We start from the raw sequence: 14,458 nt of genomic DNA on the forward strand, positions 1-14,458 counted from the left end.
TCTCACAATTATCTTTATAATGTAACTTAACCAAAAGGTGAATATTAAAAATGTGAAAAAAATCGCATTATTATTTTTGCTTATTTATTAAAATAAAAAATCGTGTCATTTTTATAGGAGATAAAGATGCCCATTACCAAAAAATTATTTTTATTTTGTAACATTTTAGTGTTAAGTTGTTCATTTCAAGCTCTGGCTAAAGAAATTAATATATCCATTTTAGCTACATCCGATGTTCACGGTCGAATGGTACCTTGGAATTATGGTACAGATAAAACTGATACTTCGGGTTCTTATGCACAAATCTCATCTTTTATTAAAGAGTATCGCAATGCCCATTCTAATGTTATTTTGGTTGATGCGGGGGATATTATTCAAGATAACCAAATCGAACGTTTTTACGATGTTAAAAAACACCCTGCCATGATGGCTCTAAATGCAATGAACTATGACATTATGGTCTTAGGTAATCATGAATTTAATTTTGGGATGCCAGTTGTTGATAAAATTATTTCGCAGTTCAATGGTAAAACGCTAGCCGCCAATATTTTTTACAAAAATTCAGGAAAGCCTTACCTTCCGGCGTCAACGATTATTGAAAAAGAGGGCGTTAAAATTGGGTTTATTGGTGCCACTACGCCATTCGTACCTGAATATGAAAATAAAACAGGTTATGTTGAACAGATGGAATTTACAATGCCTATTCCAGAAATTAAAAAGCAGGTTGACCAACTAAAACAACAATCTGTTGATGCAATTGTTCTAATTGCTCACATGGGATTAGAGAATGAAAATAATAAACCCGGTACTGGTGTTGCCGATATAGCAAAACAAGTGCCGGATATCGATGTAATTATTGCAGGGCATAATCACCAAAATATTAGTGAAGAAGTAATTAATAATGTTGTAATTACTGAACCTCATCGTTATGGGACAGTGGTGTCGGTTGTGGATCTAACTTTTGATATTCAAGCAGATAGAAAAACGCTAGAGCATAAAAAATCAGAAACTTTGCCGGTTAAAACCTACCCTGCCGATCCCGTAATTGAAGAAATATATGCACCGTATCACCAACAGCTAAGAGAAATTTCGAATCAAGTTATTGGTGAAACTGATCGTGATTTAGTTCCACAACAATTAATTCACGGCATTCCAGCAATTTATTTAGAAGAATCAGGATTAACGAATTTGTTGAACTCAGTGCAACTTTATTATAGCGGTGCAGATGTGACATCGGTGTTAGTTGATAATAAAAAAGCTATGCTCAATAAGGGTAAAATAGCGCGTAAAGATATTGCCAATAATTATCAATACACAGCTGGCGAAACGAGTATTTTTGAAGTTACCGGCAGAGATCTAAAAGATTATATGGAATGGTCTGCTGCTTATTTTTCTCAAGTAAAACCGATGGATAATAATTACCAGTATGATCCTATTCGCGGCGCATCAAAATATATGACTTATGATATGTTTGGTGGTGTAAAGTATATCATTGATCTAGGACAATCTGTTGGTCAAAGAATTAAAGATTTAACATTACTTAATGGTAAACCTGTTACTGATGATATGAAAATTAAACTTGGCATGAATGCTTACCGCTATGAAATGCTGGTTAAAAAAGGGGGACCATTAGAAGGACGCAGAGTTGAATCAATTTGGAACTCTCGTACTGCTTTTGGTGATGAAGACGGTACTATACGTAATATGACAATAAAATATATAATCGAAGTGAAAAAAGGAAAAATTACTGATGAGTCTAATCATAATTGGAAAGTCATCGGCATTGAACCTTAATACTCATTATTCGTTAATTTATAATTATAAGTAATCAACCAATAAGTAAATTGGTTGATTACTTATGCAGGATAATTATTATGCAAAATGATATTACTTTTTATCAACGTTTTAAGTCCGATATTTTAGCTGGTTTAAAAATTATTACTATCCGCGATAATAAAGAGTCACATTTTAAAGCAGGCGATAAGCTTCGTGTTGGTACTTTTGAAACTGACGAGTATTTTTGCACTATAAAAATAATCAGTGTTACACCAGTTACTCTTGAACAGTTAACGGAAGAACACGCAAAACAAGAAAACATGACATTAAGCGATTTGAAAAAGGTGATTTCTGATATTTATCCGCATGAAGATCATTTTTTTGTGATTCGTTTTTTGCTTTTGTAGTCATAAAAAATACGTGTTTTGAACACGTATTTTTATTCTTGATAAGAGTACAATAACATTAATTCAATGTCATTAGCTATTCAAGGGCTGTACGTTTAAGATTAAACCGTCAACAGAGATAACTTCAACACGTTGACCGACATTAAGATCTTGATCGCATCTTGCTGACCATGTTCCGTCTTTGATTTTTACACGGCCAGAACCATTAACAATAGCATCAGTGACAACCGTTTTAATACCAATCAAATCTTGTTGTGGTTGATTAATTTCGCCTTTAGGTGATTTATCTTTTCCTTGTTTTTTAAGCCAGAGCCACCAAAGGTAAGCAGATGCAAGGGTTAGTATTGCAAATAAAATCCATAAAATTGGCCAAGAAAGCGATAAAACGCAAGCAATTAAACCTACAATAATGGCTGCAATCCCACTCCAAAGTCCGTATCCACCAGTGCCTAGTAGTTCAGCAATTAGCAAAATTCCACCTAAAGCGATAAACACCCAATGAGGGGAGCTATAAAAAGTCATAAAAAAATCAGTCATCATCAATTACCTTTAAAATCCATTCAGTAAAAATCTTAAACATAGCGTTTATAGATTTTGTCAAAAAGTTTCAGGAAACACTATGTTTAAGTATAAAATTTGATTTTTTATTTCGTGTTTTTAATTAATTCAGCAATACCGCCAATGCTACCCATTAAACTTGACGCATCAAGTGGCATCATAATCACTTTACTATTATCAGATGAGCCAATTTGTTGTAGCGCTTCAGTATATTTTTGCGCAACAAAGTAGTTAATCGCATTAATATTACCCGCAGCAATAGCATCAGATACCATTTGAGTTGCTCTTGCTTCTGCTTCGGCAGCACGTTCGCGCGCTTCGGCTTGTAAAAATGCAGCTTGTTTTTCACCTTCAGCTTTTAATATTTCAGATTGTTTTTCACCTTCTGAACGTAAAATTGCTGCTTGGCGAACACCTTCCGCCTCAAGAATTTCAGCACGTTTATTACGTTCAGCTTTCATTTGCGCGTTCATTGCAGCAATTAATTCTGCTGGTGGGCGAACGTCTCGAATTTCAATGCGGGTAATTTTGATTCCCCATGGGCTTGTTGCGTCATCGACAATATTTAGCAACTTTGAGTTAATATGATCACGTTGTGATAACATTTCATCCAATTCCATGCTACCTAAAACCGTACGGATATTAGTCATCATTAAATTAATCACAGCGCGTTCTAGTTGATTTACTTGATATGCCGCTCTTGCTGCTTCTTGTACTTGAATAAAACACACCGCATCAATTTGCACGTTGGCATTATCTTTTGAAATAACTTCTTGTGATGGAATATCAAGTACCTGTTCCATCATATTAATCTTACGACCAACACCATCCATAAATGGAATAATAATATTTAAACCAGGTTCAAGCGTATGCGTATATTTACCAAAACGCTCAATGGTATATTGGTAACCTTGAGGAACAATCGTAATACCTTTTAAGACAGTAATTAAAGCAAGTAAAACAATAACACCAATGACGATATAAAATACAGGCATAGTTCAAAAATCCTTATAATTTTTTATAATAAAAATGTTTAGTTATTCTAAGCATAATTTCAATATTTGACTAGTTATAACTGATTTTTATAATAAAATTTATTATTTATCTATTTCATTGGTTTTTTGTACCATAATGCTAATACTCTTTTATAAGTTCTTACACATACAATAGGGTATGTTTTGTAATTATATAAATTTATGTTGTATATAATTATAAAATTATTAGAATTATCATGCTCTAATTTTGTTCATTAATTATCAGATCATTTACTGAAAAAATTAGATTCTTCGCCTAATATCTACTAATAATGACTAGAATATTATTTAACTTTATGGAAAATTTTAATTTTATTTAAATAGGAGAGAAAATGAAAGCTTTAAAGGCTGTTGTATTCGTATTAACAACCACCTTAATTTTAGTTGGTTGTGATAAAAAAAATGAAGAGTACTTTTTAAATAACATAGATGCAGCTAATAAAAAAATGGAACAATGTAATAAGGATTTTAAAAAAGCATTTATGGCAAATGATGAAAAAGGTATCAAAAAAGTAGAAGAAGATACAGAATGCCGTGCTGCGGAGACTGCAATTAAAAAAGATAAAAAATTAAAATACGAATTAGAAAAGAAACGAAAAGAAGAAGAAAAAAAACAAGCAATAGAATCAGAGATGTCCACTATTAATAAACAACTTATGGGTTTGTCATGGAATGATTCTGTTAATGAATATTTGAAGGTTGAAGAATGTCAGAATAGATTAACATTCACGCAAAGAGAAAACCCTAAATGTGAAGCGTGGAAAACGATTTATAATGAAAAAGTAGATGAGGGTATAAAAGAGTTAAAACAACTATCTTTTGATGAACTAAAGCTAAAAATGCAGTCTCTTTGTAAATTAGATAAAAGAACAAATTCTAATTGTAGTATTGCTCAAAAAGCATTAGAAGAAAAAGCCGCTGATGAATTAACTAATGCTGATATTCAGACAATTGAAGCAAAAAAATCTCTATATTGTGCAGACGATATAGCTCAATTATCCGTTTGTAGAAGTAGTTGGGAAAAGGCTTGGAAAAATGAAAGCGACAAATTTGTAAAGTTATATATAGAAAATAATGCAGAATTTATTAATACTTATAATTCATGTGTTAATAAGCTACAAGAAATTAAATCTCAAGAGTTGGATTGGCAGGAAAAAAATAAATTAGAACTTTCAATTAAAGATGGCTATCCTTGCAGTCAAGTTAAAGAGGCTTACTTGAAAAGAGGAATGGGATATTCTAGGTTCGATAAAAAAATTGAAGAATAGCTGATTCTATATTCTTTTTCAGTTTAATTTTTAAGAGAATCACGAATTATTGCTTTTTAAATGCGTGAATGCAAATTTGATAATTATTTATACAATATTTCCTTGACAATAAATCAATGAACTAGTTTAATAGTACATAATTTGTGTTAAGCATATAAAAAATAATGAAACGACAATACTTTCTAACTTACATTCGTCAAACCACTGTTTTTGGTTGGTGGCACATTACTTTTGGCGGGTGATGTGATGACGTATTGTCTTTTCTTATAAAACCCGCTTAGTGCGGGTTTTTTGTTTCTAGCAGGTCAAAGAATCGGTATGAATAAAAATTAAATATAGATAGAGAGCCAACAATGAACAAGCCAACATTAACACAGCTAACCAAAACCATCGGGTATTATCAAGATCCGACTCAGGTGTTTTATCAATTATGTGATAGCAAACCGGCAACTTTGTTGCTTGAATCAGCCGAAATTGATAATAAGCAAGGAATTAAAAGTGTCATGATTGTCGATAGTGCATTACGTATTTCGGCAATAAATAATGAAGTGACTTTTAAGGCATTGACCACAAATGGTGAAAAGCTATTGCCTTTATTACAACAGGCTTTTACAGACAAGTTAGATATTGTACAAGTGGATGAACAAACACTTAAATTGGTTTTTCCGACTATTGATAGTCTGCAAGATGAAGATTCGCGATTAAAGTCACTCTCAGTCTTTGATGCATTACGTACATTGTTAACTATTGTGAATATTCCTAAGCAATGCGGTCAAGATGCAGTTTTTGTTGGTGGGCTATTTTGTTATGACCTTGTCGCTAGCTTTGAAAATCTACCTATTTTATCTTCCGATCAGCGGTGCCAAGATTTCTGTTTTTATTTGGCTGAAACTTTATTAGAGATAAATCATAAAGATCATGTATCCATTTTAAAAGCAACAGCGTTTACATCAGACGAGCTAGAAATAGAACGCTTAACATTAACATTAGCCGAGTTAGAAGCAACTTTAAATCAACCAATAAAAGCCATCCAAACGCAGTCGCTAGTAAATATCAAGGTCACTTGTGATAGAAGTGATGATGATTTCAATACGATTGTCAAAAAAATGCAAGATGCGATTCAACAGGGGGAAATTTTCCAAGCGGTACCGTCAAGGCGTTTTTCGTTACCTTGTCCTAATCCATTATCGGCTTATCAGGTATTAAAAAACAATAATCCAAGTCCTTATATGTTTTATATGCAAGATAGTGATTTTGTGTTATTTGGCGCATCGCCTGAAAGCGCACTTAAATACACTAAAGCAACTAATCAAGTTGAAATCTACCCTATTGCGGGCACCCGTCCACGAGGCTTAACCGCCAAGGGTGAAATTGATTATGACTTAGATAGCCGATTAGAGCTTGAAATGCGTACTGATAAAAAAGAGTTGGCTGAACACTTAATGTTAGTGGATTTAGCACGTAACGATTTAGCTCGTATTTGTAAATCAGGTACTCGTTACACCAAAGAGTTATTAAAAGTCGATCGTTACTCGTTTGTGATGCATTTGGTTTCGCGTGTGGTGGGGCAGTTGCGTAGTGATTTAGATGCGCTGCATGCTTATCAAGCTACCATGAATATGGGCACATTAACTGGTGCACCCAAAGTTCGCGCTATGCAATTAATTGCCGAATCGGAAAAAGTTAAACGGGGTAGTTATGGTGGCGCTGTTGGTTATTTTACCGCGAATGGTGATTTGGATACTTGTATTGTAATTCGTAGTGCGTACGTAGAAGAGGGGGTTGCAACAGTACAAGCTGGTGCTGGTGTGGTTTTCGATTCAGAACCACAATCTGAATCTGATGAATCGCGTAATAAAGCGCGAGCTGTCATCCACGCGATTATGGCGGCACATCATGTAGAAGGTGAATTCTAATGGCTAATATCTTATTTATCGATAATATTGATTCCTTTACTTACAATTTGGTTGATCAATTACGTAATAGCAAGCATTGTGTGACTATTTATCGAAATACCATTCCTGCCGATGTGATTATTGAAAAACTGTCACAAATGCAAAATCCTATTTTAATGTTATCACCTGGTTCTGGCGCACCAAGCGAAGCTGGCTGCATGCCTGAATTGCTCAAACGCTTAAAAGGTAAATTACCTATTATTGGTATTTGCCTTGGTCATCAAGCAATTGTTGAATCCTATGGTGGAACAATTGTGCCAGCCGGCGATATTTTGCATGGTAAAGCCTCGCTAATTGAACATGATCAGCAAGCGATGTTTAAAGGATTACCTAATCCGCTACCGGTTGCGCGTTATCACTCTTTAAAAGGCGAAAACATCCCGAAAACACTCACTATTAGTGCGCTTTGCAATAATATTGTCATGGCAGTGCGTAATGATGAAGATCGCGTTTGTGGGTTTCAGTTTCACCCTGAATCAATTCTAACCATTCAAGGGGTAAAACTGTTAGAGCAAACAATTGCGTGGGCACTTAATCCACCAGACAAAAAAGAACAAACAAAACAAGATGCTATTGTTGACAAGCAAGAATACAATATTCAGCCGATTCTTAATAAATTATATTTAGGGCAAGTGCTCACACAAGCAGAAAGTAACATACTATTTAATTTAATCATTCAAGGTAAAATTGAACCAACAGTATTAGCAACCGCGATTATTAGTATGAAAGTTCGAGGTGAAAAACCAGATGAAATTGCTGGTGCTGCTCAAGCTTTACTTGAAAATGCTGACGCTTTTGATATCCCCGATTATGATTTTACCGATATTGTCGGAACTGGCGGGGATGGCACTAATAGTATTAATATCTCAACTGCCAGCGCCTTTGTGGCTGCTGCATTGGGTTATAAAGTGGCCAAACATGGTAATCGTGGTGTATCAAGTAAATCAGGTTCTTCGGATGTACTTTCTGCGTTAGGCATTAAATTAAATATGCCGGCACAAGCTTCCCGCCAAGCATTAGATGAACTTGGCGTGTGTTTTTTGTTTGCTCAGCAATATCATTCAGGTTTTCGCCATGCGGCGTCGGTTCGTCAGCAGTTAAAAACACGCACTATCTTTAATGTTCTTGGACCGTTGATCAATCCATCTCGACCTAAACGTATTTTATTAGGTGTGTATCATCCTGATTTAATTAAACCGATTGCCGAAACATTAAACATGCTGAATTATACCCATGCTTATGTGGTGCATGGTGCAGGAATGGACGAAGTTGCCATTCATGGCGAAACCCGCGTTGCGGAAGTGAAAAATGGCGAAATCCGTTACTTTACTCTTACACCGGACGATTTTGGCTTACCAACATATAGCTTAAAAGATATTGAAGGCGGTACGCCTGAGCAGAATCGTGATATGTTAATTGCCATTTTACAAGGTCACGGTAAACCAGCACACGAATCAGCAATTGCCGCTAATGTGGCAATGTTGATGAGCCTGTTTGGCGAGTCAAATTTAAAACAAAATGTACAGCGAGCAATAGCCATGATGCGCAGTGGCAAAGCTTATGCGCTATTACAACAATTAGCAGCAAGATAACAAATGGAGAACAACATGGCAATTGCAGCCTTAGCAAAAAATGTTGAAATGGCAACAGTATTAAAAAAGATCATTGAAGATAAACAAATTTGGTTAACTGAGCAGCAGACAGCAAAGCCACTTGCAATGTTCAAATCAGCAGTAATACCCAGTGATCGCAATTTTTATCAAGCACTAACTCAACCCCAAAAAGTATTTATTTTAGAGTGTAAAAAAGCATCACCATCAAAGGGATTGATTCGAGATGATTTTGATCCAGCGCGTATTGCTAGCGTTTATAAAGATTATGCTTCGGCAATTTCGGTGCTGACTGACGAAAAATATTTCCAAGGTAGCTTTCAATTTTTACCAATAGTTCGCAATGAAGTGACACAACCAGTGCTTTGTAAGGATTTTATTATCGATGAATATCAGATCTATTTAGCGCGCTATTATCAAGCCGATGCGATACTATTAATGTTATCTGTATTGAACGATGATGAATATTGTCATTTAAGTAAAATTGCTCATCAACTTAATATGGGCATACTGACTGAAGCTAGCACCGAAAACGAGGTTGAACGAGCTATCCAACTCGGAGCAAAAGTAATCGGTATTAATAATCGTAATTTAAGGGATCTGACGGTTGATCTAAATCGGGTAAAAGTTTTATCTAAGTCAATTCCTAGCGATCGCATTATTATTAGTGAGTCGGGTATTTATACCCATAGTCAGGTTAAAGATCTCAGTCATTACGCTAACGGATTTTTAATTGGCAGTGCGTTAATGTCAGAACCCAATTTGACGTTGGCGATTCGCAAAGTGATGTTAGGGGAAAATAAAGTCTGTGGCTTAACACGTACTGAAGATGCTGTAAATGCTTATCAAGCGGGTGCTGTCTATGGTGGTTTGATTTTTGTGCCAAATTCAGCGCGTTATATACAGCCAATTAAGGCACGAACAGTTATTGCCTCGGCACCACTGAATTGGGTTGGTGTTTTTCGAAATGAAGAGATTGAAACCGTATGCCAAATAGCAAAACAGTTATCCTTATATGCTGTCCAACTGCATGGTGATGAAGATGAAAACTACATCGAGACATTGCGACAAGGATTACCTAAAACTTGCCAAATTTGGAAAGCACTAAGTATTGGAAGCACCATCCCTAAACATGACAATCCATTAGTTTCACGCTATCTATTCGACAATGGGGCTGGTGGCACGGGCGAATGTTTTGATTGGACAATGCTTGCTGATCACAATTTAAATAATGTCATTTTAGCTGGTGGTATTAATCCACAGAATATAAAGGCAGCTTTAGCGACGGGTGTGATAGGAGTTGATCTTAATTCAGGGGTTGAAGTGTCACCAGGTATTAAAGATAAACAGAAAATCCAAGCTGCATTTGAACAAATTTAATTTTTAATTTTAAAAAAAGGAATGGTTATGTCTAAATTAAATCCTTACTTTGGCGAATTTGGTGGGCAATATGTTCCCCAAATATTAATGCCTGTACTTGAGCAACTTGAGGACGCCTTTATTTCGGCAATCAATGATCCTAACTTTCAAAAAGAGTTTAATGATTTATTAGTGAACTATGCAGGCAGACCAACTGCATTAACTTTATGCAAAAATCTAACCGCTGGCACGAAAACCAAGCTTTATTTAAAACGGGAAGATTTGGTACATGGCGGTGCGCACAAAACGAACCAAGTTTTAGGACAAGCGTTGCTTGCTAAAAGAATGGGCAAAACCGAAATTATTGCTGAAACGGGGGCGGGGCAACATGGAGTTGCATCAGCTTTAGCTTGTGCATTACTGGGTTTAAAATGCCGAATTTATATGGGTGCGAAAGATGTTAAACGCCAAGCACCGAATGTGTTTAGAATGCGACTCATGGGGGCAACGGTGATCCCCGTTGAAACAGGATCTGCAACCTTAAAAGATGCCTGTAACGAAGCATTGCGCGATTGGTCTGGAAGTTATGAAAAAGCTCATTATATGCTTGGTACGGCAGCGGGTCCGCATCCTTTTCCAACCATTGTGCGTGAATTTCAGCAAATGATCAGCCGTGAAGCAAAACAACAAATTCTTGAAAAAGAAGGGCGTTTGCCAGATGCGGTGATTGCTTGTGTTGGCGGTGGCTCAAATGCTATTGGTATGTTTGCTAATTTCATTGATGATAAATCGGTCAGATTAATAGGTGTTGAGCCCGGTGGTCATGGTATCGAATCTGGTGAACATGGAGCTTCGCTTAAACATGGTAAATTGGGAATTTATTTTGGTATGAAATCGCCAATGATGCAAACAGATGAAGGGCAAATTGAAGAATCATATTCGATATCAGCAGGACTTGACTTCCCATCGGTTGGACCACAGCATGCGTATTTAGATAGTATTGGTCGCGCTGATTATGTGTCCATTACCGATGATGAAGCGCTTGATGCCTTTAAGGCCTTATCGCGACATGAGGGCATTATCCCGGCGCTAGAATCATCACATGCACTCGCCTATGCTATGAAAATGATTAAAGAAAACCCCACTAAAGAACAGCTATTAATCGTTAATCTATCAGGCCGTGGCGATAAAGATATCTTCACCGTTTATGATATTTTAAAAGCAAAAGGAGAAGTTGAATGAACCGTTATCAAAAACTGTTTGCCACATTAACAGCCGAAAAACGTGGCGCTTTTGTTCCTTTTGTACCGGTTGGCGATCCAACGCCAGAACAGTCGTTTAAAATCATCCAAACTTTGATTGAGTCTGGCGCCGATGCGTTAGAATTAGGTATTCCATTTTCAGACCCGATGGCCGATGGTCCAACCATTCAAAATGCTAATATTCGTGCATTCAAAGGTGGAATAACCGTTGAAAAGTGTTTTGAGATTCTAACTAATGTGAGAGCGCAATATGCTAATATCCCAATAGGGTTACTTATTTATGCTAATTTAGTTTTCAAAAAAGGTATCGACAATTTTTATGCCAAGTGCGCCAAAGCGGGAGTTGATTCGGTGTTGATTGCCGATTTACCTGTTGAATATGCAAAAGAATTTACAGGGGCAGCAGAAAAATACAATATAGCGCCAATTTTTATTTGTCCACCTAATGCTGATGATGAAGTCATTAAGAATATTGCTAAGCATGGTAAAGGTTATACCTATTTGGTCTCACGTGCAGGTGTTACTGGTGCTGAAAATCGCGCGAATAAACCACTTACTCATTTGTTAAAAAAATTAATTGAGTTTGGTGCGCCTCCGGCTTTACAAGGATTTGGTATTTCCGAGCCAACTCAAGTTAGCGAAGCGATTAAATCAGGTGCGGCTGGGGCAATTAGTGGATCAGCAACGGTTAAAATTATTGAGAAAAATCTTGTTAATCCACAGCAAATGCTTAGTGAATTGGCAAATTTTGTCCAAACAATGAAAAAGGCAACTGGCAAGTAATTTATAGCACAATGTAATAGGCGCAATAATCGACTTGAAAAACGAATTATTGTGCCAATATTAGTTAATCAATTATGCTTAATTTATTTGGTGTGTACATTAAAATCAACGCGTGATATTTTTTTATAACTTTAAGCTTAATGATAAAACAAGCGTGATTTGCAGTTGCATTTTATTGAAAATGCCGTATAATTCTCATCCATCTATCGCGGGGTGGAGCAGCTTGGTAGCTCGTCGGGCTCATAACCCGAAGGTCGTTGGTTCAAATCCAGCCCCCGCAACCACTTAAATTTTCATTCATAAATCAATTTATCCTGTTATTGTTTGAAAGTTCGAATGAAGTGGCTTCATTATAGTTAGTTTTTGAATGTAAGCCTCGCATGTCGAGGTTTTTTTTCGTGTTATTATTTAAGCGTAAGTTTAAAAGAAATGTTGGGCTATATGCCCTTTTTTATTTTCTGCAGTGGAGGTTTGTTTGGCTAATATAGAACAGCAATTGACCGATATCATTCAAGAGCCAGTGAATGCACTTGGTTTTGAGTTAGTTGGCGTTGAATACATTCGTGGCCGTTATCCTGTGTTACGAGTTTATATTGATAGTGAAAATGGTATAACTGTTGATGATTGTGCTGATGTTAGTCGACAAATTAGCTCGGTGCTTGATGTTGAAGACCCTATCAAAGATGCATACAATCTTGAAGTTTCATCGCCTGGCATGGATAGGCCTTTGTTTACGCTTGAACACTATCAACGTTTTATTGGTGAAGAAGTCGCAATTAGTTTACGTATTCCTGTTGCTAACCGACGCAAGTGGAAAGGGCGAATTAAGTCTATCGATAGTGAGATGATTACATTAACTGTGGATGATAGTGATGAAGTGTTTGCTTTTAGTAATATCCAAAAAGCGAACATAGTACCTAATTTTAACCTTAAATAGAGTACGGGTGTAAAGGATGAATAAAGAAATTTTAGCTGTTGTTGAAGCGGTATCAAACGAAAAAGCGCTTACGCGCGACAAAATTTTCGAAGCACTAGAAACCGCATTAGCAACGGCCACTAAAAAGAAGCATGCTGTTGATATTGATGTTATAGTAAAAATCGACCATAAAACAGGCGATTATGACACTTTCCGCCGTTGGCAAGTAGTTAATGAAGTGACCCAACCAACGAAAGAAATAACGTTAGATGCAGCACAATATGAAGACTCATCAGTACAACTTGGCGATTATATTGAAGAACAAATTGAATCTGTTGCTTTTGACCGTATTACTACGCAAACAGCCAAACAAGTAATTGTGCAAAAAGTGCGCGAAGCTGAACGTGCCATGGTGATTGACATGTTTAGAAATCGTATTGGTGATATTGTGACAGGTATTGTCAAAAAAACCAATCGTGACAGCGTGATTCTTGACTTAGGTAACAATGCTGATGCCATGATGTCTCGTCATGATATGTTACCGCGCGAAAACTTCCGAATTGGCGATCGCGTTCGTGGTATTTTATATTTAGTTGAACAAAACAATAAACCTGCACAACTTTGTATTAGCCGTTCAAATCCTGAAATGATGGAAGAACTATTTCGCATTGAAGTTCCCGAAATTGGCGAAGAGATGATCGACATCAAAGGTGTGGCTCGTGATCCTGGTTCGCGCGCTAAAATTGCAGTTAGCAGTAATGATCGTCGTATTGATCCTGTTGGTGCATGTGTTGGCATGCGAGGTGCACGTGTACAAGCTGTATCTAATGAATTTGGTGGTGAGCGTATTGATATTGTTTTATGGGATGATAATCCTGCTCAATATGTGATTAATGCCATGGCGCCAGCCGATGTTGTTTCCATCGTTGTTGATGAAGATAAACATACCATGGATGTGGCAGTCAATGCTGACACATTGCCACAGGCAATAGGTCGTAATGGTCAAAATATTCGTTTAGCATCACAACTTACTGGTTGGACATTAAATGTGATGAGTACCGAAGATTTGCAAGAAAAACACCATGCAGAATCTTTTGCGGCAATCAATAATCTAATTAAACATCTTGATATTGATGAAGGACTTGCACAGTTGTTAGTTGAAGAAGGCTTTACCTCACTTGAGGAACTTGCCTATGTGCCAGTTGACGAATTACTTGAAATTGAAGAACTGGATGAAGATTTAGTTCAAGCTTTAAGAAGTCGAGCAAAAGATGCATTAACTACAATGGCACTAGCAAATAGTGGCGATAAACAACCTGCTCAAGATTTACTTAATCTGCCAGGTATGACACAAGAGTTAGCCTATCAATTTGTGCAACATGACATCATTACTTTGGAAGATTTAGCTGAACAAGGTACCGAGGATCTAAACGATATTGAAGGCTTAACAAGCGAACAAGCTGGCGATTTTATTATGGCTGCACGTAATATTTGTTGGTTTGCAGATGAATAATTGAGGAAAAGTAATAC

12 protein-coding genes, 1 tRNA gene and 1 other annotated feature are annotated in these 14,458 nt (G+C 36.5%); of the genes, 11 read left to right on the top strand and 2 right to left on the bottom strand.

The features are described 5' to 3' along the window. Positions 1 to 126: 126 nt before the first annotated feature. Together ACYIAL_RS01845 and yqfB are read left to right on the top strand one after the other, a co-directional pair. A complete protein-coding gene (locus tag ACYIAL_RS01845; protein ID WP_483750816.1) occupies positions 127 to 1,794 on the top strand; it encodes a bifunctional metallophosphatase/5'-nucleotidase in 1,668 nt (555 codons plus the stop codon). 77 nt (positions 1,795 to 1,871) lie between these two features. Then, the gene (yqfB, locus tag ACYIAL_RS01850) at positions 1,872 to 2,183 is read left to right on the top strand and encodes a N(4)-acetylcytidine aminohydrolase (RefSeq protein ID WP_483750836.1); all 312 of its coding nucleotides are present in this window, start codon (positions 1,872 to 1,874) and stop codon (positions 2,181 to 2,183) included. Positions 2,184 to 2,255: 72 nt separating this feature from the next. Here yqfB and ACYIAL_RS01855 read toward each other — a convergent pair whose 3' ends face one another. Next, positions 2,256 to 2,720 (bottom strand): NfeD family protein, encoded by a 465-nt coding sequence (locus tag ACYIAL_RS01855; protein ID WP_483750817.1) that lies wholly within the window; start codon positions 2,718 to 2,720, stop codon positions 2,256 to 2,258. A gap of 107 nt (positions 2,721 to 2,827) precedes the next feature. Continuing rightward, positions 2,828 to 3,736 carry an SPFH domain-containing protein gene (locus tag ACYIAL_RS01860; protein ID WP_065638123.1) on the bottom strand — a complete coding sequence of 303 codons (909 nt, stop codon included), beginning with the start codon at positions 3,734 to 3,736 and terminating at the stop codon, positions 2,828 to 2,830. 371 nt (positions 3,737 to 4,107) lie between these two features. Between ACYIAL_RS01860 and ACYIAL_RS01865 the strand changes: the two genes are divergently transcribed. From ACYIAL_RS01865 to nusA, 9 genes are all read left to right on the top strand, one after another. After that, complete coding sequence (locus ACYIAL_RS01865) at positions 4,108 to 5,043, top strand: hypothetical protein (protein ID WP_174796185.1); 936 nt, start codon at positions 4,108 to 4,110, stop codon at positions 5,041 to 5,043. Between the two features lie 209 nt (positions 5,044 to 5,252). Beyond that, positions 5,253 to 5,339, top strand: a sequence feature (Trp leader region). 57 nt (positions 5,340 to 5,396) lie between these two features. Continuing rightward, complete coding sequence (locus tag ACYIAL_RS01870; protein ID WP_483750818.1) at positions 5,397 to 6,959, top strand: anthranilate synthase component 1; 1,563 nt, start codon at positions 5,397 to 5,399, stop codon at positions 6,957 to 6,959. After that, complete coding sequence (gene trpD / locus ACYIAL_RS01875; protein WP_483750819.1) at positions 6,959 to 8,590, top strand: bifunctional anthranilate synthase glutamate amidotransferase component TrpG/anthranilate phosphoribosyltransferase TrpD; 1,632 nt, start codon at positions 6,959 to 6,961, stop codon at positions 8,588 to 8,590. Before ACYIAL_RS01870 ends, trpD begins: the two co-directional genes overlap by 1 nt. 15 nt (positions 8,591 to 8,605) lie before the next feature. Beyond that, the gene (gene trpCF / locus ACYIAL_RS01880) at positions 8,606 to 9,988 is read left to right on the top strand and encodes a bifunctional indole-3-glycerol-phosphate synthase TrpC/phosphoribosylanthranilate isomerase TrpF (RefSeq protein WP_483750820.1); all 1,383 of its coding nucleotides are present in this window, start codon (positions 8,606 to 8,608) and stop codon (positions 9,986 to 9,988) included. 27 nt (positions 9,989 to 10,015) lie between these two features. Further along, entirely contained in the window at positions 10,016 to 11,209 is a 1,194-nt protein-coding gene (gene trpB, locus ACYIAL_RS01885) for a tryptophan synthase subunit beta (RefSeq protein WP_085247493.1), read from the top strand. Then, complete coding sequence (gene trpA / locus ACYIAL_RS01890) at positions 11,206 to 12,012, top strand: tryptophan synthase subunit alpha (protein ID WP_483748265.1); 807 nt, start codon at positions 11,206 to 11,208, stop codon at positions 12,010 to 12,012. The genes trpB and trpA overlap by 4 nt, the downstream gene beginning before the upstream one ends. 207 nt (positions 12,013 to 12,219) lie before the next feature. Then, positions 12,220 to 12,296: transfer RNA gene (locus ACYIAL_RS01895), tRNA-Met, on the top strand. A gap of 191 nt (positions 12,297 to 12,487) precedes the next feature. Next, a complete protein-coding gene (rimP, locus tag ACYIAL_RS01900) occupies positions 12,488 to 12,949 on the top strand; it encodes a ribosome maturation factor RimP (protein WP_174796190.1) in 462 nt (153 codons plus the stop codon). Between the two features lie 16 nt (positions 12,950 to 12,965). Beyond that, complete coding sequence (gene nusA, locus ACYIAL_RS01905; RefSeq protein WP_174796191.1) at positions 12,966 to 14,441, top strand: transcription termination factor NusA; 1,476 nt, start codon at positions 12,966 to 12,968, stop codon at positions 14,439 to 14,441. The last annotated feature ends 17 nt before the right edge of the window (positions 14,442 to 14,458 follow it).

The sequence above is a fragment of the Gilliamella sp. X-57 genome (genome assembly GCF_057063565.1).

Bases quoted from the DNA above. Each gene is read 5' to 3' on its own strand.
- ACYIAL_RS01845 (WP_483750816.1), top strand. From the start codon at position 127: ATGCCCATTACCAAAAAATTATTTTTATTTTGTAACATTTTAGTGTTA.
- ACYIAL_RS01855 (WP_483750817.1), bottom strand. From the start codon at position 2,720: ATGACTGATTTTTTTATGACTTTTTATAGCTCCCCTCATTGGGTGTTT.
- ACYIAL_RS01860 (WP_065638123.1), bottom strand. From the start codon at position 3,736: ATGCCTGTATTTTATATCGTCATTGGTGTTATTGTTTTACTTGCTTTA.
- ACYIAL_RS01865 (WP_174796185.1), top strand. From the start codon at position 4,108: ATGAAAGCTTTAAAGGCTGTTGTATTCGTATTAACAACCACCTTAATT.
- ACYIAL_RS01870 (WP_483750818.1), top strand. From the start codon at position 5,397: ATGAACAAGCCAACATTAACACAGCTAACCAAAACCATCGGGTATTAT.
- trpD (WP_483750819.1), top strand. From the start codon at position 6,959: ATGGCTAATATCTTATTTATCGATAATATTGATTCCTTTACTTACAAT.
- trpCF (WP_483750820.1), top strand. From the start codon at position 8,606: ATGGCAATTGCAGCCTTAGCAAAAAATGTTGAAATGGCAACAGTATTA.
- trpB (WP_085247493.1), top strand. From the start codon at position 10,016: ATGTCTAAATTAAATCCTTACTTTGGCGAATTTGGTGGGCAATATGTT.
- trpA (WP_483748265.1), top strand. From the start codon at position 11,206: ATGAACCGTTATCAAAAACTGTTTGCCACATTAACAGCCGAAAAACGT.
- nusA (WP_174796191.1), top strand. From the start codon at position 12,966: ATGAATAAAGAAATTTTAGCTGTTGTTGAAGCGGTATCAAACGAAAAA.